Source organism: Neobacillus niacini (assembly GCF_046591715.1).
Classification (GTDB): domain Bacteria; phylum Bacillota; class Bacilli; order Bacillales; family Cytobacillaceae; genus Neobacillus; species Neobacillus niacini_L.
Map to the genome: position 1 here is coordinate 406,131 of NZ_JAWVNQ010000001.1, position 16,546 is coordinate 422,676.

Annotated in this window: 22 protein-coding genes; 17 read left to right on the forward strand and 5 right to left on the reverse strand. The window is 36.6% G+C overall.

The features are described from left to right. Positions 1 to 10: 10 nt before the first annotated feature. From ctaD to SFC47_RS02155, 6 genes are all read left to right on the forward strand, one after another. On the forward strand, positions 11 to 1,885 hold the full coding sequence (ctaD, locus tag SFC47_RS02130; RefSeq protein WP_411252620.1) for a cytochrome c oxidase subunit I: 1,875 nt from the start codon (positions 11 to 13) through the stop codon (positions 1,883 to 1,885). Continuing rightward, positions 1,885 to 2,514, forward strand: a complete 630-nt coding sequence (locus SFC47_RS02135) for a cytochrome c oxidase subunit 3 (protein ID WP_411252621.1) — start codon at positions 1,885 to 1,887, stop codon at positions 2,512 to 2,514. Before ctaD ends, SFC47_RS02135 begins: the two co-directional genes overlap by 1 nt. A 4-nt stretch (positions 2,515 to 2,518) precedes the next feature. Next, positions 2,519 to 2,854, forward strand: coding sequence for a cytochrome c oxidase subunit IVB (ctaF, locus tag SFC47_RS02140; RefSeq protein WP_411252622.1), 336 nt, complete (start codon positions 2,519 to 2,521; stop codon positions 2,852 to 2,854). Between the two features lie 127 nt (positions 2,855 to 2,981). Next, the gene (ctaG, locus tag SFC47_RS02145) at positions 2,982 to 3,887 is read left to right on the forward strand and encodes a cytochrome c oxidase assembly factor CtaG (RefSeq protein WP_411252623.1); all 906 of its coding nucleotides are present in this window, start codon (positions 2,982 to 2,984) and stop codon (positions 3,885 to 3,887) included. A 95-nt stretch (positions 3,888 to 3,982) separates the two neighbouring features. Continuing rightward, positions 3,983 to 4,447 carry a DUF420 domain-containing protein gene (locus SFC47_RS02150; protein ID WP_411252624.1) on the forward strand — a complete coding sequence of 155 codons (465 nt, stop codon included), beginning with the start codon at positions 3,983 to 3,985 and terminating at the stop codon, positions 4,445 to 4,447. A gap of 77 nt (positions 4,448 to 4,524) precedes the next feature. After that, positions 4,525 to 5,703, forward strand: a complete 1,179-nt coding sequence (locus SFC47_RS02155; protein ID WP_411253601.1) for a GNAT family N-acetyltransferase — start codon at positions 4,525 to 4,527, stop codon at positions 5,701 to 5,703. A gap of 85 nt (positions 5,704 to 5,788) precedes the next feature. Here the strand turns inward: SFC47_RS02155 and SFC47_RS02160 are convergent, their stop codons facing one another. Next, positions 5,789 to 6,148: a YugN family protein gene (locus tag SFC47_RS02160; protein WP_411252625.1), complete on the reverse strand. Its 360-nt coding sequence runs from the start codon at positions 6,146 to 6,148 to the stop codon at positions 5,789 to 5,791. A gap of 164 nt (positions 6,149 to 6,312) precedes the next feature. Here SFC47_RS02160 and SFC47_RS02165 point away from each other — a divergent pair, with 164 nt between their 5' ends. Together SFC47_RS02165 and SFC47_RS02170 are read left to right on the forward strand one after the other, a co-directional pair. Continuing rightward, the gene (locus SFC47_RS02165; protein ID WP_411252626.1) at positions 6,313 to 6,747 is read left to right on the forward strand and encodes a CBS domain-containing protein; all 435 of its coding nucleotides are present in this window, start codon (positions 6,313 to 6,315) and stop codon (positions 6,745 to 6,747) included. A 227-nt stretch (positions 6,748 to 6,974) separates the two neighbouring features. Then, positions 6,975 to 7,982, forward strand: a complete 1,008-nt coding sequence (locus SFC47_RS02170; RefSeq protein WP_411252627.1) for a CAP domain-containing protein — start codon at positions 6,975 to 6,977, stop codon at positions 7,980 to 7,982. A 24-nt stretch (positions 7,983 to 8,006) separates the two neighbouring features. Here the strand turns inward: SFC47_RS02170 and SFC47_RS02175 are convergent, their stop codons facing one another. Both SFC47_RS02175 and SFC47_RS02180 read right to left on the reverse strand, forming a co-directional pair. Continuing rightward, positions 8,007 to 8,372 (reverse strand): hypothetical protein, encoded by a 366-nt coding sequence (locus SFC47_RS02175; protein ID WP_411252628.1) that lies wholly within the window; start codon positions 8,370 to 8,372, stop codon positions 8,007 to 8,009. Between the two features lie 16 nt (positions 8,373 to 8,388). Further along, positions 8,389 to 8,883, reverse strand: coding sequence for a PaaI family thioesterase (locus tag SFC47_RS02180; protein WP_411252629.1), 495 nt, complete (start codon positions 8,881 to 8,883; stop codon positions 8,389 to 8,391). A 139-nt stretch (positions 8,884 to 9,022) separates the two neighbouring features. On the opposite strand from SFC47_RS02180, the gene SFC47_RS02185 reads away from it, so the two are divergent. The 5 genes from SFC47_RS02185 (at position 9,023) to SFC47_RS02205 (ending at position 11,422) form a co-directional block, all read left to right on the forward strand. Beyond that, positions 9,023 to 9,421 (forward strand): YlbD family protein, encoded by a 399-nt coding sequence (locus SFC47_RS02185; protein WP_411252630.1) that lies wholly within the window; start codon positions 9,023 to 9,025, stop codon positions 9,419 to 9,421. Between the two features lie 17 nt (positions 9,422 to 9,438). Continuing rightward, complete coding sequence (locus tag SFC47_RS02190) at positions 9,439 to 9,678, forward strand: YlbE-like family protein (RefSeq protein WP_411252631.1); 240 nt, start codon at positions 9,439 to 9,441, stop codon at positions 9,676 to 9,678. A gap of 96 nt (positions 9,679 to 9,774) precedes the next feature. After that, positions 9,775 to 10,161, forward strand: coding sequence for a hypothetical protein (locus tag SFC47_RS02195; protein ID WP_411252632.1), 387 nt, complete (start codon positions 9,775 to 9,777; stop codon positions 10,159 to 10,161). 58 nt (positions 10,162 to 10,219) lie between these two features. Then, positions 10,220 to 10,663 carry a YlbF/YmcA family competence regulator gene (locus SFC47_RS02200; RefSeq protein WP_411252633.1) on the forward strand — a complete coding sequence of 148 codons (444 nt, stop codon included), beginning with the start codon at positions 10,220 to 10,222 and terminating at the stop codon, positions 10,661 to 10,663. Positions 10,664 to 11,146: 483 nt separating this feature from the next. Next, positions 11,147 to 11,422, forward strand: coding sequence for a YlbG family protein (locus SFC47_RS02205; protein ID WP_045515404.1), 276 nt, complete (start codon positions 11,147 to 11,149; stop codon positions 11,420 to 11,422). 42 nt (positions 11,423 to 11,464) lie between these two features. Here SFC47_RS02205 and SFC47_RS02210 read toward each other — a convergent pair whose 3' ends face one another. Continuing rightward, positions 11,465 to 11,854: a DUF7147 family protein gene (locus SFC47_RS02210; RefSeq protein ID WP_411252634.1), complete on the reverse strand. Its 390-nt coding sequence runs from the start codon at positions 11,852 to 11,854 to the stop codon at positions 11,465 to 11,467. Positions 11,855 to 12,219: 365 nt separating this feature from the next. Between SFC47_RS02210 and rsmD the strand changes: the two genes are divergently transcribed. Together rsmD and coaD are read left to right on the forward strand one after the other, a co-directional pair. Next, complete coding sequence (gene rsmD / locus SFC47_RS02215) at positions 12,220 to 12,780, forward strand: 16S rRNA (guanine(966)-N(2))-methyltransferase RsmD (protein WP_411252635.1); 561 nt, start codon at positions 12,220 to 12,222, stop codon at positions 12,778 to 12,780. 13 nt (positions 12,781 to 12,793) lie between these two features. Further along, positions 12,794 to 13,276, forward strand: coding sequence for a pantetheine-phosphate adenylyltransferase (coaD, locus tag SFC47_RS02220; RefSeq protein WP_411252636.1), 483 nt, complete (start codon positions 12,794 to 12,796; stop codon positions 13,274 to 13,276). Positions 13,277 to 13,298: 22 nt separating this feature from the next. Here the strand turns inward: coaD and ylbJ are convergent, their stop codons facing one another. Then, positions 13,299 to 14,525, reverse strand: a complete 1,227-nt coding sequence (gene ylbJ, locus SFC47_RS02225; protein ID WP_411252637.1) for a sporulation integral membrane protein YlbJ — start codon at positions 14,523 to 14,525, stop codon at positions 13,299 to 13,301. 215 nt (positions 14,526 to 14,740) lie between these two features. On the opposite strand from ylbJ, the gene SFC47_RS02230 reads away from it, so the two are divergent. Both SFC47_RS02230 and SFC47_RS02235 read left to right on the forward strand, forming a co-directional pair. Next, a complete protein-coding gene (locus SFC47_RS02230; RefSeq protein ID WP_411252638.1) occupies positions 14,741 to 15,520 on the forward strand; it encodes a patatin-like phospholipase family protein in 780 nt (259 codons plus the stop codon). Between the two features lie 6 nt (positions 15,521 to 15,526). After that, entirely contained in the window at positions 15,527 to 16,546 is a 1,020-nt protein-coding gene (locus SFC47_RS02235) for a SepM family pheromone-processing serine protease (RefSeq protein ID WP_411252639.1), read from the forward strand.

The window sequence follows — 16,546 nt, forward strand, 5'->3', positions numbered from 1 at the left end:
GGTATAAAGCGTGAGTACCTACGCACAAAAAAAGGGATTTGGTGCGACTTTATGGGACTTTTTAACAACTGTTGACCATAAAAAGATCGCCATCCTATATCTTATTGCAGGTGGATTCTTCTTTGTAATCGGCGGACTTGAGGCAGTATTTATCCGCATCCAGCTTGCAGTACCAAATAATGATTTTGTAAGTGCCGGTTTATTTAACGAAATAATTACCATGCATGGAACGACGATGATCTTCCTTGCAGCAATGCCGCTTGTTTTTGCTTTTATGAATGCCATTATGCCGTTGCAAATTGGTGCACGAGACGTTGCGTTTCCATTCGTAAATGCATTAGGATTTTGGTTATTCTTCTTCGGAGGAGTATTCCTAAACCTTTCTTGGTTCTTTGACGGTGCACCAGATGCCGGTTGGACATCTTATGCATCCCTTGCAATGGCCTCAAAAGGTCATGGGGTTGATTTTTATGTATTGGGATTACAGATCTCAGGTTTAGGTACACTTATTGGTGGTATTAACTTCCTTGTTACCATTATTAATATGCGTGCACCTGGAATGACCTATATGAGGATGCCTCTATTCACTTGGTCGACTTTTGTAACATCAGCACTTATTTTATTTGCATTCCCGCCATTAACTGTAGGTCTTGTCTTAATGATGTTTGACCGTATGTTTGGTTCAAATTTCTTTGAAACAACCATGGGTGGTAATACAGTTATCTGGGAACACTTATTTTGGATTTTCGGACACCCAGAGGTATATATTTTAATACTTCCTGCGTTTGGTATTTTCTCGGAAATCTTCGCAATGTTTTCAAGAAAACGCCTATTCGGATACTCTTCAATGGTATTCGCTACAGTTTTAATTGGTTTCTTAGGATTCATGGTTTGGGCTCACCACATGTTCACTACTGGACTTGGACCTGTAGCAAATGCAATTTTTGCTGTTGCTACAATGGCGATTGGTGTACCTACAGGTATTAAAATCTTTAACTGGTTATTAACAATGTGGGGCGGTAGTGTTAAATTTACTACACCAATGCATTATGCTGTTGCGTTCATTCCATCATTCGTTGCCGGTGGGGTAACAGGGGTTATGCTTGCATCAGCTGCAGCAGACTATCAATACCATGATACGTATTTCGTTGTTGCGCATTTCCATTACGTTATCGTTGGTGGTGTTGTATTTGCACTACTAGCTGGAACACACCTTTATTGGCCAAAAATGTTTGGTACAATGTTAAATGAAACATTAGGAAAGATTACTTTCTGGTTATTCTTTATTGGTTTCCATATGACATTCTTTATTCAGCACTTCTTAGGGTTGTGGGGTATGCCTCGTCGTGTATTCACATACCTGCCAGGTCAAGGATTTGAAACATCTAACTTGATTAGTTCATTAGGTGCAGTATTTATGTCATTAGCTGTAATCGTTCTTCTTTACAATATCATTGCGACATCTGTGAAAAATGAAAAGGTTGGAAATGATCCATGGGGAGATGGAAGAACACTCGAGTGGGCACTTCCGTCACCGCCGCCATTCTATAACTTTAAACAGCTTCCACTTGTACGTGGTTTAGATGCTTATTGGTTAGAAAAGATGGAAGGTAAGAAGGGGATGACTCCTGCTGAGCCGCTGGGTGATATTCATATGCCTAATGCATCATTCTTACCATTTGTGATGTCTTTTGGATTGTTTGTAGCAGCATTTGGTGCATTGTTTAATATGGATGATAAAGCATGGTCAGTACCAGTTATTATTATTGGTCTATTGATTACCTTTGGAGCAATGTTCTTACGTTCTGTAAAGGATGATCATGGTTTCCATATTCATAAAGAAGAATTAATGGAAGATGATAATGATAAGGGGGTTAAGGCATAATGCACGCAGATGAAAAATTAACATATGAAACGTGGCCTGCTGAGCCTGAAAAATCAACCCTTGAAGCAAAAAATAAGTTTTTAGGTTTTTGGTTCTTCCTTGGTGGAGAGACAGTGCTGTTTGCCTCTCTCTTTGCTACGTATCTTGCTTTAAAGGATAAAGTTCCTGATACGACGCATACACTAGCAAAAGATTTGTTTGACCTGCCATTAACATTTGTTGCAACCATGTTGTTATTAACAAGCTCTTTAACAAGTGTTTATGCAATGTATCACATGAAGAATTTTAATGCTAAAAAAATGAACCTCTGGTTAGGGTTAACTCTATTACTAGGCCTTGCTTTCCTTGTATTAGAAATTTATGAATTCAACCACTATGTACATGAGTATCATCATACCTTTACAAGTAGTGCGTTTGGATCTGCATTCTACACATTAGTTGGTTTCCATGGTGCACACGTTGCATTCGGTCTTTTATGGATCACTACTTTAATTGTACGTAATGCTAAACGCGGGTTGGATCTATATAATGCTCCTAAATTTTACGTAGCAAGCCTTTACTGGCATTTCATTGACGTAGTTTGGGTGTTCATCTTTACAGTAGTATATTTGATGGGGATGGTGGGATAAACTGATGGCAAATCCACAATTAAATTCAGGTAACCCAAGAGTTGACATTGAATATCGCCGCAAAAAAAGTGCTGAAGAAATGAGACATCAAGTTGTTTCATTCGCCTTGATGATCTTTTTAACCTTAATTGCTTTTGCAGCAGTTGCCATTAAAGGATTTTCGGCTTGGTTTATCGTGCCGTTTATTCTCCTCTTGGCTGTTGTGCAAGTAATATTTCAGCTTTACTATTTCATGCATATGAGCCATAAAGGCCACGAAGCTCCAACAATGTTTTTATATTCAGGAGTTCTTGTTGGCGCAGTAACAATTTTGGCTTTCACAACAATTATTTGGTGGTAAAACATTTTAGAAAATCGGCTTTAAGCCGATTTTCTTTTTATAGGGAAATAATTCATTTCTTTGCTTCTTTAATTTGCTTACGTATATAATAAAATATGATATAACTACTATTTAGAGGTGATATGCGGTGCTTACATTAGATATTTTCGGCTTTAAAGCACTTTGGAGCCCGTACTTCCTATTAGTTTTACTTGCACTTACGGCTGTATATTTTTTAATTACAGTTACATTTCGCAGCAAATTTGTTGATAGTGAACCGTTAACAATAAAACAGGCTGCATTATTTTTACTGTCTATTACACTTATATATGCTATTAAGGGTTCACCGCTGGACTTGATGGCTCATTTAATGTTTTATGTTCATATGATTATAATGGCGTTTTTAGTGCTGGTGATACCGCCAATCTTCATTTTTGGTATTCCAGTATGGATATGGAGAAGGATTTTTAAAATTAAATGGGTCCATACTCTATTTAAGTTTTTTACAAAACCACTAATTGCGTTAATCGTTTTTAACGGGTTGTTTTCTTTTTATCATATTCCAATGATTTTTGACCAAGTTATGCAAAATTTCTGGTTACATGCTGGTTATTCACTTCTTTTGTTTATCGTTGCAATATTCATGTGGTGGCCGCTGATTAATCCTGTACCAGAACATCAAAGGATAAGCGGTCTTAAGAAAGTAGGTTACATTTTTGCGGACGGTATTTTAATTACTCCTGCATGTGCCTTAATTATTTTTGCTCCTGGTTCTATTTATGCAACCTATTCTGATCCTGAAGTATGGGCACAAGTGATGAGTCTTTGTGTAGGTCCTGCAACATTTGCTGGCTTAGACATTAGCGGCCCAGAATTATTTAGTTCGATGTCTTTAGTACACGATCAACAACTAGGCGGTGTGCTAATGAAAATTATTCAGGAAATCGTTTATGGTATTATCTTAGGGCATGTTTTCTTTGAATGGTACCGTAAGGATCAAGCAGAAAGCGAAAAAGAATTAAAGCAGACTTTAAAGCCTTCTCTTATAGAATAATCTCCCTCGCGCTGGGAGATTTTCTTTATATATTGAAAAAAAGGTGTAACTAATCTAAAATTATTTTAGAATATATAAAAAGTGAGGCTAATTCCATGGATTCCCTAGCAATATTACCAACGATAAGTACCAGCTTTATCGTATTAAGTGCTATTACGGTAGCAATTGGCTGGATGCAGATTAAACAAAGGAAGATAGAAGCACATAAAAAGACCATGTTTTTTGCTGCAATATTTGCGTTAATTTTCTTTATCATTTATGCATCAAGAACGATATTTATTGGTAACACCGCCTTTGGAGGCCCAGACCACCTAAAAATTTATTACACGATTTTTTTAATTTTCCATATTTTCTTAGCAACCACTGGAGCAGTTTTTGGAATTGTGACCCTTTATACTGGTTATAAAAATAACCTCACCAGACACCGAAAGCTGGGTCCGATTACGAGTATTATATGGTTTTTTACAGCTATTACGGGTGTGGCTGTATACTTATTACTCTATGTTTTTTACACAGGAGGGGAAACAACCTCAACAATAAAAGCTATATTAGGAATATAAAGTGCCTGCATCAGGCGCTTTTTGTTTTATTAGAGGATTTTCTGATGATATGTAGAAATATTTTATATAAGGGAGTGATGGAATTGGAAGTCAGAGAATTAAATGAAAAAGATTATATAGAATCACTTAAGCTATCAATGTATGCTTTTCAATACAAAGTACCTGAGGAGAATGTTCCCTCTAGAATAGAAATGCTTAAACGACATACCGTAATAGGAGCTTGGGAGGATAATAGTCTTTGTGCGAAGCTCCATATTATCCCTTTTCATATCCATATGAAAGATAAACAATGGAAGATGGGTGGGATAGCAGGGGTAGCTACATATCCTGAATATAGAAGGAAAGGGTATGTAAAAAGGTTAATCATTAATGCATTAGAAAGAATGCGCCAACAGGAGCAAATTGTTTCGCTGCTGCATCCCTTTGATATAAATTTTTATCGGAAATTTGGCTGGGAGATTTTTACTGAAAATAAGGAGATCTTACTTGAGAAAAAAGATCTTAAGTTTCTAGATTACCAACCTGGTTCAATTAAACGTTTTAATAAAGAAAATCATCATTCAGATATAGAAGCTGTTTATGCCCAATACAGTAAAAATCATCCGGGTATGCTAGTACGTGATTTACCGTGGTGGAACAATAACATTTATGATGATAGTCAGATTGCCGTTTACTACAATCAAAATGATGAAGCCACAGGCTATATCTTATACGAAGTGAAAAATAAAAAAATGGACGTTCAGGAGTTTCTAGGGCTAAATAAAGAAGCAAGGTACGGTTTATGGAATTTTATTTGCCAGCACGATTCAATGGTGGATACAGTAAAGCTCCTTACTTCAAATCATGAGCTTTTACCATATATCCTGCATCAGCCTAAAGTAAAGATGGAGGTCACACCTTATTTTATGGCACGAGTAGTCGATGCTTGGCAATGCTTAATTAAATATCCTTTCAATAACATCTCAAAAAAGGTATTCCTCCATCTAGAGGATGAATATGCTCCATGGAATAATGGTACCTATCTCATTGATGGCGGTGAAGTTAAAGTTTATAAAGATAAGCAGGGAGCCAATTGTGTCAATCCTCCTAAGCGGGGTGTGAGATTGGATATTAATTCATTGACTGCATTACTATTTGGTTACAAACGACCTAGCGAATTATTTGAGCTTGGATACCTATTGGGGGATGAATCAGAAATAGAAGTGTTAGAGGAATTGTTCCCACAAGCCAAGCCATATTTTTATGACTTTTTCTAATTTTAAGCAGGGGTAACAAGAGTGTTTGTTGATTTCCCGCCGAATTAAAAAATGACGCATGAACTGGATTCATGCGTCATTTGCTTTATAAAGCAAATTTTTCAACTTCTGTTTTTACACTATCAAGAATTTTCTTGCATTGATTTACAAGAGATGTTGGGAAGTTTTCCCCCTCACCATATTCTACTCCATGAGGATAATAATGTTTTCCTAACAATGGCGTCATTAATTGAATAACAGCCTTGCTGGAATCTACATTTCCTTCTATAGCATAACCTTGAACGCGTAAGTAAAATGTTCCTTCTTTTAAATCAAACTTACGGTCATATGTAACACGGTCGTAATCCCACTGACCTTCTCGAACTAAACCGTACTCAAGCATTACATCATCTAAACGGTTTAAATCAGCTTTCATCTTTTCGTAGCCAGTATTCTCGAATTTCATAAATAGTCCCTCCTAGAAACAATGCCTTACCTAAGCAAATTAATTCAATTTAATAATAGTTGAAAATGTATAAACTTGCAACGATACATCACCGAATAAATCATTCCTTTTTGGTAAACATAAGAAAATGTTAAGGAAAAACTTTGTAAACTGGGGGCGTAGATTTGGAAAAGATAAAAGATATTATGACAGAGAATGTAGAGTGCTGCACTTTGTTGGATAATGTTTTTGAAGTAGCAGTTAAAATGAAAGAATTAAATGTTGGAGCGATCCCTATTGTGGATCAGGAAAAGCTTGTTGGGATGATTACTGACCGTGATATTGTGGTTCGAGGTGTTGCTGAAAAACACCCGGGTTCAACGAAAGTAGAAGATATCATGAGCAGTAAACTTGTAACCATTTCAAAAGATGCAACCACTAAGGAAGCAGCAAATTTAATGGCTGAGCACCAAATACGCCGTCTTCCTGTTGTTGAAGGGGATAAATTAATAGGTATTGTTTCTCTTGGAGACTTTGCAATTCGAAAATTGACCGATGACCAAGCTAAAGAGGCACTTACAGAAATCTCAGAGCAAAATTATAATGGCGTACAACACTAAAAAGAGAAACAGGTACATCAAACGGTGTATCTGTTTTTTTTTACATAAATTATATTTTTCAGACAAGTTTAATATTCTCTATTACTTACAATGATAATGGTGATATAATTATTAAAATAAGACATATTATGAATGAAAAGTAATAGAGAGGGTGAATACAACTGCGTACTCTCTTCAGAATCCTCATCCTAGCGTCTATTTTCGTAACAATTGGTTTTTATGTTAGTGTGAATGAAAATGGCGATAATGAAGTGTTAATAACTGATGATCAAACGTTAGAAATGAATGAATCATTATATCAAAATCAGGAAAAAAGTATTCAAGAGAAAACTTCTGGAGAAAAGCCAAACAGTGGATTAGGCTTATTAATAGGCCAAGATCTCTCCTATTTAAAAGGAATCCTAGGGGAACCACAAAGAATCGATGAATCATTATATGGGTACCAATGGTATATTTATAATACTGAATATTCCCGCTATGTACAGGTGGGTGTGGAGAATAACAAGGTCGTGACAGTTTTTGCAATAGGTGATGACTTGGATGTTTCACCTTTTAAAATTGGACAGCCAATTGAAGAAATATTTAATTCGCAGTCTGTAGATACAAATATAGATATTGAGTTTAACGGAAATTCTTATCGATTCGAGTTGAATGATACTGATTTAAATATTCGTCCATTAATAAAATTGGGTGATGTTTTTGTCCAATTATATATTGATCAATTTACTGGAAGCCTATCTAGTGTGCGTTTTTTAAACGAGGAAACTCTTATTAAACAGCGGCCATACGAACTAGTGTATAGCGGTGAATTAATTGAAGCACCTGAGCCTGGTGAAGAGTTGTGGAGACTCATAGAGGAAGGAACCGAGAAAGAAATCCTTGATATAACCAATGTTATGCGAATAAGGCATAATGTAAATATTTTAAAATGGGATGAGGACACCTCAGCAGTTGCCTACGGTCATAGTAAGGATATGTCAGAAAACAATGACTTCTCTCATACCTCAAAGAAGTTTGGAAGTCTCTCTGATAGGCTGGAAGCAGCAAAGGTAGCCTACAAGGCTGCTGGTGAAAATATTGCTGCTAATTACACGGATGCCCCCGCAGTCGCGGAGGGATGGTTAAATAGTAAAGGACATCGAGAATCTTTATTAAATGACGATTTCACTCATCTGGGTGTTGGAGTTTTTCAAAAATATTATACTCAAAACTTTATTCAAAAATTAGAGGAATAGAAGATAAAGAAAAAAGGCGGCTCACTAGTCACCTTTTTTTACTTTAGAATATTCGTCAAATTGAAATACATTACCTTTCCAGCTGCCATATATTCTAATTACTTCTCCAACCGAAAACGTTTCGATTTGAATATTATTTCTGATTGGAATGATTTTTCTTGCTCTTACTAACTTCGTCTCTGTTTGGAGGGAAAGTTCATATACAAGAATATAGCGATGATAATAAAAACGTTGTCTTTCTGGGTTAAAGCTTTTTATTTCACCGGTCAGAACGGCCTCTTTTTTTACCTCGGCAGATTTTAGCCACTTTTGATCATTTTGTTTCATTTCTTTCCTAGTAATCCAATAGAAGTAAAGGCAAAGGATCGGAATGACAACCGCAGTAACCATATGGACTTCTCCTCTTTTACCCTTTTTTTTGAATGATGAAAAACGTACCTGTACCATGTGCGATTTTCTTACCATCATCCCGGAAGACTTCTCCTGAAATCACAGCCGTCTTCGCTCCATGATGAATGATTTCAGCTTTACATCGGAGGGTATCACCTGTACCAGGTGCAATATAATGGATATTCAGTTGATTCGTTACCGCCCCGTACCCTTCTTTTAGGATGGCATTTATTGCTGTTCCCATAACAGTATCAAGTAAAGTTGCGGTAATTCCTCCATGGACAATATCTAACGAATTATTCCATACAGCATTTAATGGCACTGTAATTTCACAGGTTTTTTTTTCTTTATCTATTTTTCTTTCCATATGTAAAAGTCCGTCTATATATTGTGTATACGGTTTATCAATCTTCTTTTGAAATCCTTCTAATAAGTAGGTAAGAGCATGTAAATCCTCTTCTGTTCCTTTTTCAATACATTGGTTTAATAATTGATGCAGTACATCTTTCATTTGTATTCCCTCTCTCATTTTTTCTTTCTAAAGTCATCTTACCATTATACGATAATATTTACAGCAAGCAGGTTTTTCACAATTTTTCATTCGGTACATATCGTATAATAGGCACATTGGATTTAGGCAGGGGTGAAGTATGATGCAGAAAAGTTTACATCCTTCCGTGATTAAATTTAAAGAGTTTGTAAAGAATAACCCGGCGTTAATTAAGGAAGTACGGAATGGAAATTCAACCTGGCAGGAGTTATATGAAGATTGGTACCTGCTTGGCGAAGAAGATAACCGCTGGGAATCGTTAGGTGTTAAATCTAGTCCTAGTGCTGAAAAGGAAGAGGACAAAAAAGGAGACTGGATATCAACTATACTAGGGACTGTTCAAAAAATGGATCCGAATCAAATTCAGCATTATGTTAATAACTTAAGTCAAGCGTTGGGGGCTATTCAGGGGGTAATTTCTCAATTCCAGGGCAATCAACCTAAACAGGTCTCATCAAAAGCTGAACACAGACATCCATTTTCATTCCGTAAAGACTAATAGAAGGGAAAATTTCCATGAGAAGAGATGTATTAGATTTTTTAAATGGCCAAAAAGAACTGAAAAAGTTCATACGAGAACAGCCGCTTTGGTATCGAAAACTATCTAGGAACCCCTATGATCTACAATCTTTAGAAATTGAGTCACTGCATTACTATAAAAAAACGATTCCACATAAGGTTGAAAAATTTTCAAATAATGTACAAATGGCCTCTATGATGTTTTACATGCTTCAATCAATGAAAGACCAAGATTGAAAAAAGACCACTATTTCGTGGTCTTTTTTCGTTTAGGGCCGGTAAAGAGTAAAAATAATCATCGAGGTGAACAATACAGAAAAAGGAGTGATGGATTTGAAAAAGTACATGGTATTAACCTTTCTTTTTATATTCTCTGTAAGTATCCTTTCCGGTTTTCAAGGTTCAACTGTTTCACCATTATATGGTGAAATATTGGAAAAGACTCCGTCGTTCTTTGTTCAATCTAATACAAAGGGTAAGGATGTATTTGTAGAATGTATTTTGTCCGGAATCAGCTTCCGCCAATCAGACAAAAAAGGTCAGAAGACAGGTAAATTATTAATTTGGATCGATGGAAAAAAAACAAGAGAGGTAAACGCAGCAGCCTTTATCATTAAAGATCTTTCACCTGGAAAACATGAGATTAAATTGGAAGTCATTGACCTTGAAAACAAATCATATGGATTAACGAATAAGTTCTTGGTAAATATCCCTAGGTGACAGTTTATTTCACTTTCAACACACATTCATGGTAAAATGTGAGTGGAGGTGGGCGTACATGCTTGCTACATCAGAAAGAGTAGAACTTTTGGAACATGCTGAGCAATTAGCACAAATGGTATTAGAATCTGATATTGTAGAACAATATCAAATTTGCCTATATAAGATGCAGACAAATAAGGAAACACAAGAGAAGATTAACCGTTTTGTAAACCTTAAGGATCTTTATGAAGAGGTGCAGCGGTTTGGCAAATACCACCCAGATTATAAAAGGGTAATGAGTCAAATTCGTGAATATAAACGGGAGATGGACTTAGATCCACACGTGGCTGAATTCAAGTTAGCAGAGAATGATTTGCAAGGTCTGCTCGATGAAATAAGCATGCAAGTGGGCGGTGCGGTCTCTAAACATATTAAGGTTCCTACAGGCAACCCATTTTTCCAAACTGATTCCCACAGTGCAGGCTGTGGCGGCGGTGGAAGCTGCAGTTGTTCAGCTTAAAAAGAACGGCTTAATTCTGATTAAGCCGTTCTTTGTTATCTAATTAACCGTGTACAATCAGCGCATAGATTTCCGCAGCAAAACATTTTTTCTTGAGGTACATAAAACCGGTGACGAAAAACCAATAACAGCCCATCCTGGCGCACAAAAATGGTCTCATGGTGCAGCCGGTGACCTTTCATTGCGATTATTGAACATTTGTAAATGATTTCCTCAAGAGTCCGCTGTGGTAAATTTGGGGATACGAGAATATATAAGAATGGAATTCCGGTTATTTTTTTCCAGTGGACATTTGAAATATGGTTAGACACTGAAAGTCTCTCAATAAATAGCTGCCAGATCGGCTCTAAATCCATAAGAATCACCATTATCCTTTGGTGTTTTTGTAAAATTACCGAATCATCAGTAAAGTTTAAATTGAAAAAGAGTGTTTTAATATGCTAGACTTATTAAAATGATGGTTTATTGAAGGGGAAAAGAAGTATGTTCGTTCAAAGGCAAGGATTGGTTATTTGGCTCTACTCCTTAAAGCAGGCAAAAATGTTAAGACGCTTTGGGAATGTTCATTACGTCTCAAAAAAATTAAAATATGTGGTACTATATTGTAATCAGGATGAACTTGAAGTGATTATGGAAAAAATAAATTCCTTTTCATTTGTTAAGAAAGTAGAACCGTCATATAAACCTTTCTTAAAGATGGAATTCGAAAATGCAGCACCAGATAAAGCTAAAGAGTATGATTATAAAATGGGAATATAAAATAGAAAGCGGAAGTGCCAAAGGGCGCTTCCGCTTTCTATTTTAATGAAGTGGTTTAATATAATGATTAAGTCTTAATATTGCGATTAAATGTTGATAGTACAGGTCTTTTTCATGAAAAATAGTTGAAGGTTTAACAGAAAGTTGAATAATTTGCTTTCCGAGTTCCTCTGCTGTTTGTTGAAACAAATCATATCTTTTGTTAGGGATAAAGTTTGGATTGGGAATCCCTTCACGGCAAATATAAAGCGCTTGGAATTTACCAGGGTCTGTGAGCTGCAAAACAAGTACTAAAGATGTTACTTGTTTTTCATTCTTTTCAGTATGCAATGCCATCATATGAAGAAGCCGGTGTTGATTAGCTTTTGCTAGTTCAAGTAACTCATATATATCAGAATACCCTTCGCCTAGTTCAATAAAGCGTTGTATCAAAGATAACACTCCTTTCCCTTAAGAATTCATTCCATACTTTATCATATTTTTAATAATAAATCTTTAAAGAAAAGAAAAAACCCTGCAGATATACATCTGCAGGGTCCTTCTACATCCTTATATAAGGATAGAAGGCAAAGGGAGAGGAGAAACCGGAGGAAGAACTTATGGGGAAACGTAAGTCTTCTCCGCGGTTGGCAACAACATCCTCGAATTGATGTTGTTAGTAACATTATCTCCACAACTAACAAGCTTATACGTGTTAAAATAATTTTTCGCAAAATAATCCGGCAAGTTGGCTAGTTTATTCAATTATGATAGGATAATGATAAAATAGAATACTGAAAAAATTGTGGTGATAATGATTGAGAGTCGTTTCAGGAGTTTGTAAAGGAAGAGCCTTAAAAGCAGTTCCCGGAAATTCAACCAGACCAACAACTGACAAAGTAAAAGAAGCATTATTTAATATGATTGGACCATATTTTGTAGGTGGAATAGGGCTGGACCTTTTCGCTGGCAGCGGGGGATTAGGATTAGAAGCACTAAGCAGAGGGCTGGATAAAGTCATATTTGTCGACAAAGACAGAAAAGCCATTCAAACTATATATGAGAATATCCAAGCTTGTAAGATGGAGGACAAGGCCGAAGTATATCGTAATGATGCTGACAGAGCATTAAAAGTACTCATGAAAAGAGATATTCAATTTGATTACATATTTTTAGACCCGCCTTATAAAAAGCAGCAGTTACTTAATTTAATGGAAAAAATTTCGGAATATGGGTTATTAACAACAGGCGGATACATAATCTGCGAGCATAGTCACGATGTGGAATTGCCAGAAAGTTCAGGGGAATATACACAATATAAGCATGAAAAGTACGGAATAATTGCAATAACAATTTATTCGCAGCATAGTGAAGAATAAGGGGGAGTTTTTTGTGGCTAGTATTGCTGTTTGTCCTGGGAGTTTTGATCCCATAACGTATGGTCATTTGGATATCATCAGGCGGGGCGCTAAGGTATTTGATATGGTTTATGTGAGCGTCATGAATAATTCATCGAAAAACCCGCTTTTTACAGTGGAAGAGCGGATGGGGTTAATTAAGGAAGTAACAAAGGATCTTCCAAATGTTAAGGTGGATGAACATTCTGGTCTCCTAGTTGAATATGCTAAGTCTGTTAACGCGAATGCAATCATTCGAGGCTTACGTGCGGTCTCTGACTTTGAATATGAAATGCAAATTACCTCTATGAACAGAGTCCTGAACGATGAAATCGAAACCTTTTTTATTATGACGAATAGTCAATATTCATTCTTAAGTTCAAGTATTGTCAAGGAAGTATCGAAATACAATGGCAATATTTCAGAGCTTGTTCCACCTGTCGTGAAAAATGCATTGGATAAAAAATTTAATCGATAAGCTAAAAAGCCAATAGGGAAACCTATGGCTTTTTTGGTGTTCGTATGGATTGAAAATATAACAGCATAACGTATAGGGATAAGGAAAGTATCGTAATGATGGGACCCAGTTCAATTATTTTATGATATAAAGTATGGAGCAATGTACCTTCTCCAAAAATACTAACTGGTATTGCATTTGATGGCTCTTCGGTCTGATAAAAACGAATATAAATTGGTTTCCACAAAATAAAAGCAAAGAAACTAGCGAAAACACCTTGAGCAATTCTTGCGAAGAAAAACGGTTTAAAGCGAATATCAGACTGGGCTAATATACTAGCAACCTGTGCCTGAACACTAAACCCGCTAAAACCTAGGATAAAGCTAGTTATAATCGCTTGCTGGAGCAATGTAGCGTCCCCGGCCCTGCTTGTTAAATCACTTCCCATTGTAATCTCAAACAATCCTGAAATGAATGGAATACTCAGTATTTCTGGAAATGCTAATGATGAAAGAACTAGATCAAACCCTTTTGCGAGTGCAGCCGTTATATGTAGAAGAAAGAGAAGTTTATTGATAACCGAAAATATAATAATGAATCCACCAACCATTAGTAAAGTTTGAATGGAAGAACTTACGGCATCTCCTAGAAGTTTCCCGATTGGCCGGTTGTCATTTATTCTAGTTTGATGTAATACTGAAAATGCATTTCTCAGAATAAATTTTCCTTGCTTGTCCTTTGTTTTATTTGGAGTTTCACTACCATAGAACCTCATCATTAGCCCCACACAAATATTTCCTAAATAATGAGCTAATGCTAAAATGACTCCTAAATGCGGGTTGTGGAAAAAACCAACTGCGACCGCGCCGAAGATAAATAATGGATTTGAGGAATTTGTGAAGGAAACTAGCCTTTCTGCTTCAATTTGGGTTAACTGACCTTCCTGACGAAGCCTTGCAGTTAACTTAGCCCCTGCTGGAAACCCAGATGCCATGCCCATTGCCCAAACAAACCCGCCAACACCAGGTACTCTGAACAAAGGTCTCATGAGCGGTTCTAATAACACACCAATAAACTTAACAACTCCAAAACCAATTAACATTTCAGATACAATAAAGAACGGTAACAATGAGGGAAAAACAATTTCCCACCACATATTAAGTCCGCGGATGGAGGCTTCAAAAGACTCCTTAGGATATGCAATCATGGACCCAGCTAAAATGATGGCAGATATTGATAATAAGATTGTTTTTAATTTAGATTGAAACAAAGAAAAAGCCTCCTTCCCGAGGGTTTTGTTATACTGAATAAATAAATAATGTTAAAATAAGGATTATTCACTCGTAATTACTCTGGCCTTGTCCCCCATATAACACAAATATACTCATAGAACGCTAATTTAGACCATAAGATTGAACGAGATTTCTCCTAACACATTTTGTATTGTCATAATGCTAATAAAGCTTATGAAAAGGAGGGAATGCTATGGAGCGTCCTAAAATAGGCCTAGCGCTTGGTTCCGGCGGAGCAAGGGGATTTGCCCATTTAGGGGTCATTAAAGTTCTGGAGGAAGCTGAAATTCCTATTGATATAATTGCCGGCAGCAGTATGGGAGCATTAGTTGGAAGCTTTTACAGTGCGGGTATTGAAATGGACCGATTATATAAATTATCAACGGCATTTAAACGTAAATATTTCTTAGATTTTACTGTACCGAAAATGGGCTTTATTGCAGGAAAAAGAGTGAAGGATTTCATAAGGGTTTTTACTCATGGTAAAAATATTGAAAATCTGTCCGTTCCATTAGGCATCGTGGCAACCGACTTACTTACTGGTGAAAAGGTTGTATTTAAGAAAGGTCCTGTTGCTGAGGCTGTAAGAGCAAGCATAGCTATTCCCGGCATATTTGTCCCGGAAAAATATAATGGAAGAATTTTAGTGGACGGGGGGGTGTCAGATAGGGTGCCGGTTTCTGTTGCAAAGGAAATGGGTGCTGATATAGTGGTCGCTGTTGACGTATCGAGAGTCAAGCGTAATGCGGAAATCACCTCTATTTATGATGTAATTATGCAGAGTATTGATATCATGCAAACAGAAATCTTAATTAATCGTGAGATTGCTTCTGATATTATGATTCGTCCGCCTGTTGAGGTATATAGCTCACGTGCATTTACAAATATTGACGAAATCATAACTATTGGAGAAGAAGAAGCAAAAAAACATATAGAACAAATAAAAAAGGTAATAGAGGGATGGAAGGTGTAAAATGCTATGAGAAGAAAAATATTTGTCAGTTCTTCGATTGTTATAGCATTGTTAATGATTGCGGGCATATTTTATTCATTGCCATACTATGTATCAAAGCCGGGGATAGCAAAAGAACTAGCCCCCATCATCCAGGTAGAGGACGCGGAAGAAGGTAAGGGCAGTTTTATGCTTACCACTATAAGAATGGGAAGAGCCAATATCTATTCTTATGCTGAAGCGATGCTTTTTGATTATGTAGAACTCTACCCAGTAGATGAAATCTTACATGAAACGGAAACGCAGGAAGAATACAATGCTAGACAACTTCACATGATGGCAGGCTCAAAACTTAATGCAATTGAAGCAGCTTATAAAAAGGCTGGGTATCCAGTTGAATACGAGTATAAGGGTGTCTACGTGGTCCAGGTAGTTCCAGATATGCCTGCGGAGGGGAAATTACTGCCTGGCGATCGAATCATTGAGGTTGATAATCAGAAATTTACATCTTCTGAAAATTTTATTGAATATGTGGGCAGCAAAAAGGCGGGGGAAAACGTTGAGTTAACTATCTTGAGCAATGATAAAACAAAAAATGTAAAAGTTGCACTTCAAGCTTTCAAAGATGACCCCAATAAGGTTGGAATTGGAATTTCCTTGGTTGATGATAAGGAAATCCTTGTAAATCCTAAAGTGACCGTTAAGACCGACGAAATTGGCGGCCCTTCTGCAGGATTAATGTTCGCATTAGAAATCTATGATCAGTTAATGGAAGAGGACTATACGAAAGGCTACAAAATTGCAGGAACAGGGACAATCGATTCCAAAGGAGCAGTTGGACCTATTGGGGGGATTGACCAAAAAATTGTTGCAGCTGACAAGGCAGGAGCAGACATTTTCTTCGCACCGAATGAAAAGGGTATCAGTGATTCAAATTATAATCTAGCGGTAAAGACAGCAAAAGATATTAATTCAAAGATGAAGATTGTGCCGGTAGATTTACTGGATGATGCCATCAATTACTTACAAAAATTACCGAAGAAATAA

Excerpts from the sequence above, each read along its gene's own strand:
- SFC47_RS02235 (WP_411252639.1), top strand. The coding sequence starts at position 15,527 with ATGAGAAGAAAAATATTTGTCAGTTCTTCGATTGTTATAGCATTGTTA.
- SFC47_RS02180 (WP_411252629.1), bottom strand. The coding sequence starts at position 8,883 with ATGAAAGATGTACTGCATCAATTATTAAACCAATGTATTGAAAAAGGA.
- SFC47_RS02185 (WP_411252630.1), top strand. The coding sequence starts at position 9,023 with ATGATGCAGAAAAGTTTACATCCTTCCGTGATTAAATTTAAAGAGTTT.
- SFC47_RS02135 (WP_411252621.1), top strand. The coding sequence starts at position 1,885 with ATGCACGCAGATGAAAAATTAACATATGAAACGTGGCCTGCTGAGCCT.
- SFC47_RS02200 (WP_411252633.1), top strand. The coding sequence starts at position 10,220 with ATGCTTGCTACATCAGAAAGAGTAGAACTTTTGGAACATGCTGAGCAA.
- SFC47_RS02190 (WP_411252631.1), top strand. The coding sequence starts at position 9,439 with ATGAGAAGAGATGTATTAGATTTTTTAAATGGCCAAAAAGAACTGAAA.
- SFC47_RS02160 (WP_411252625.1), bottom strand. The coding sequence starts at position 6,148 with ATGAAATTCGAGAATACTGGCTACGAAAAGATGAAAGCTGATTTAAAC.
- SFC47_RS02175 (WP_411252628.1), bottom strand. The coding sequence starts at position 8,372 with ATGGTTACTGCGGTTGTCATTCCGATCCTTTGCCTTTACTTCTATTGG.
- SFC47_RS02155 (WP_411253601.1), top strand. The coding sequence starts at position 4,525 with ATGGAATTGGAAGTCAGAGAATTAAATGAAAAAGATTATATAGAATCA.
- SFC47_RS02205 (WP_045515404.1), top strand. The coding sequence starts at position 11,147 with ATGTTCGTTCAAAGGCAAGGATTGGTTATTTGGCTCTACTCCTTAAAG.
- SFC47_RS02230 (WP_411252638.1), top strand. The coding sequence starts at position 14,741 with ATGGAGCGTCCTAAAATAGGCCTAGCGCTTGGTTCCGGCGGAGCAAGG.
- SFC47_RS02150 (WP_411252624.1), top strand. The coding sequence starts at position 3,983 with ATGGATTCCCTAGCAATATTACCAACGATAAGTACCAGCTTTATCGTA.
- ctaF (WP_411252622.1), top strand. The coding sequence starts at position 2,519 with ATGGCAAATCCACAATTAAATTCAGGTAACCCAAGAGTTGACATTGAA.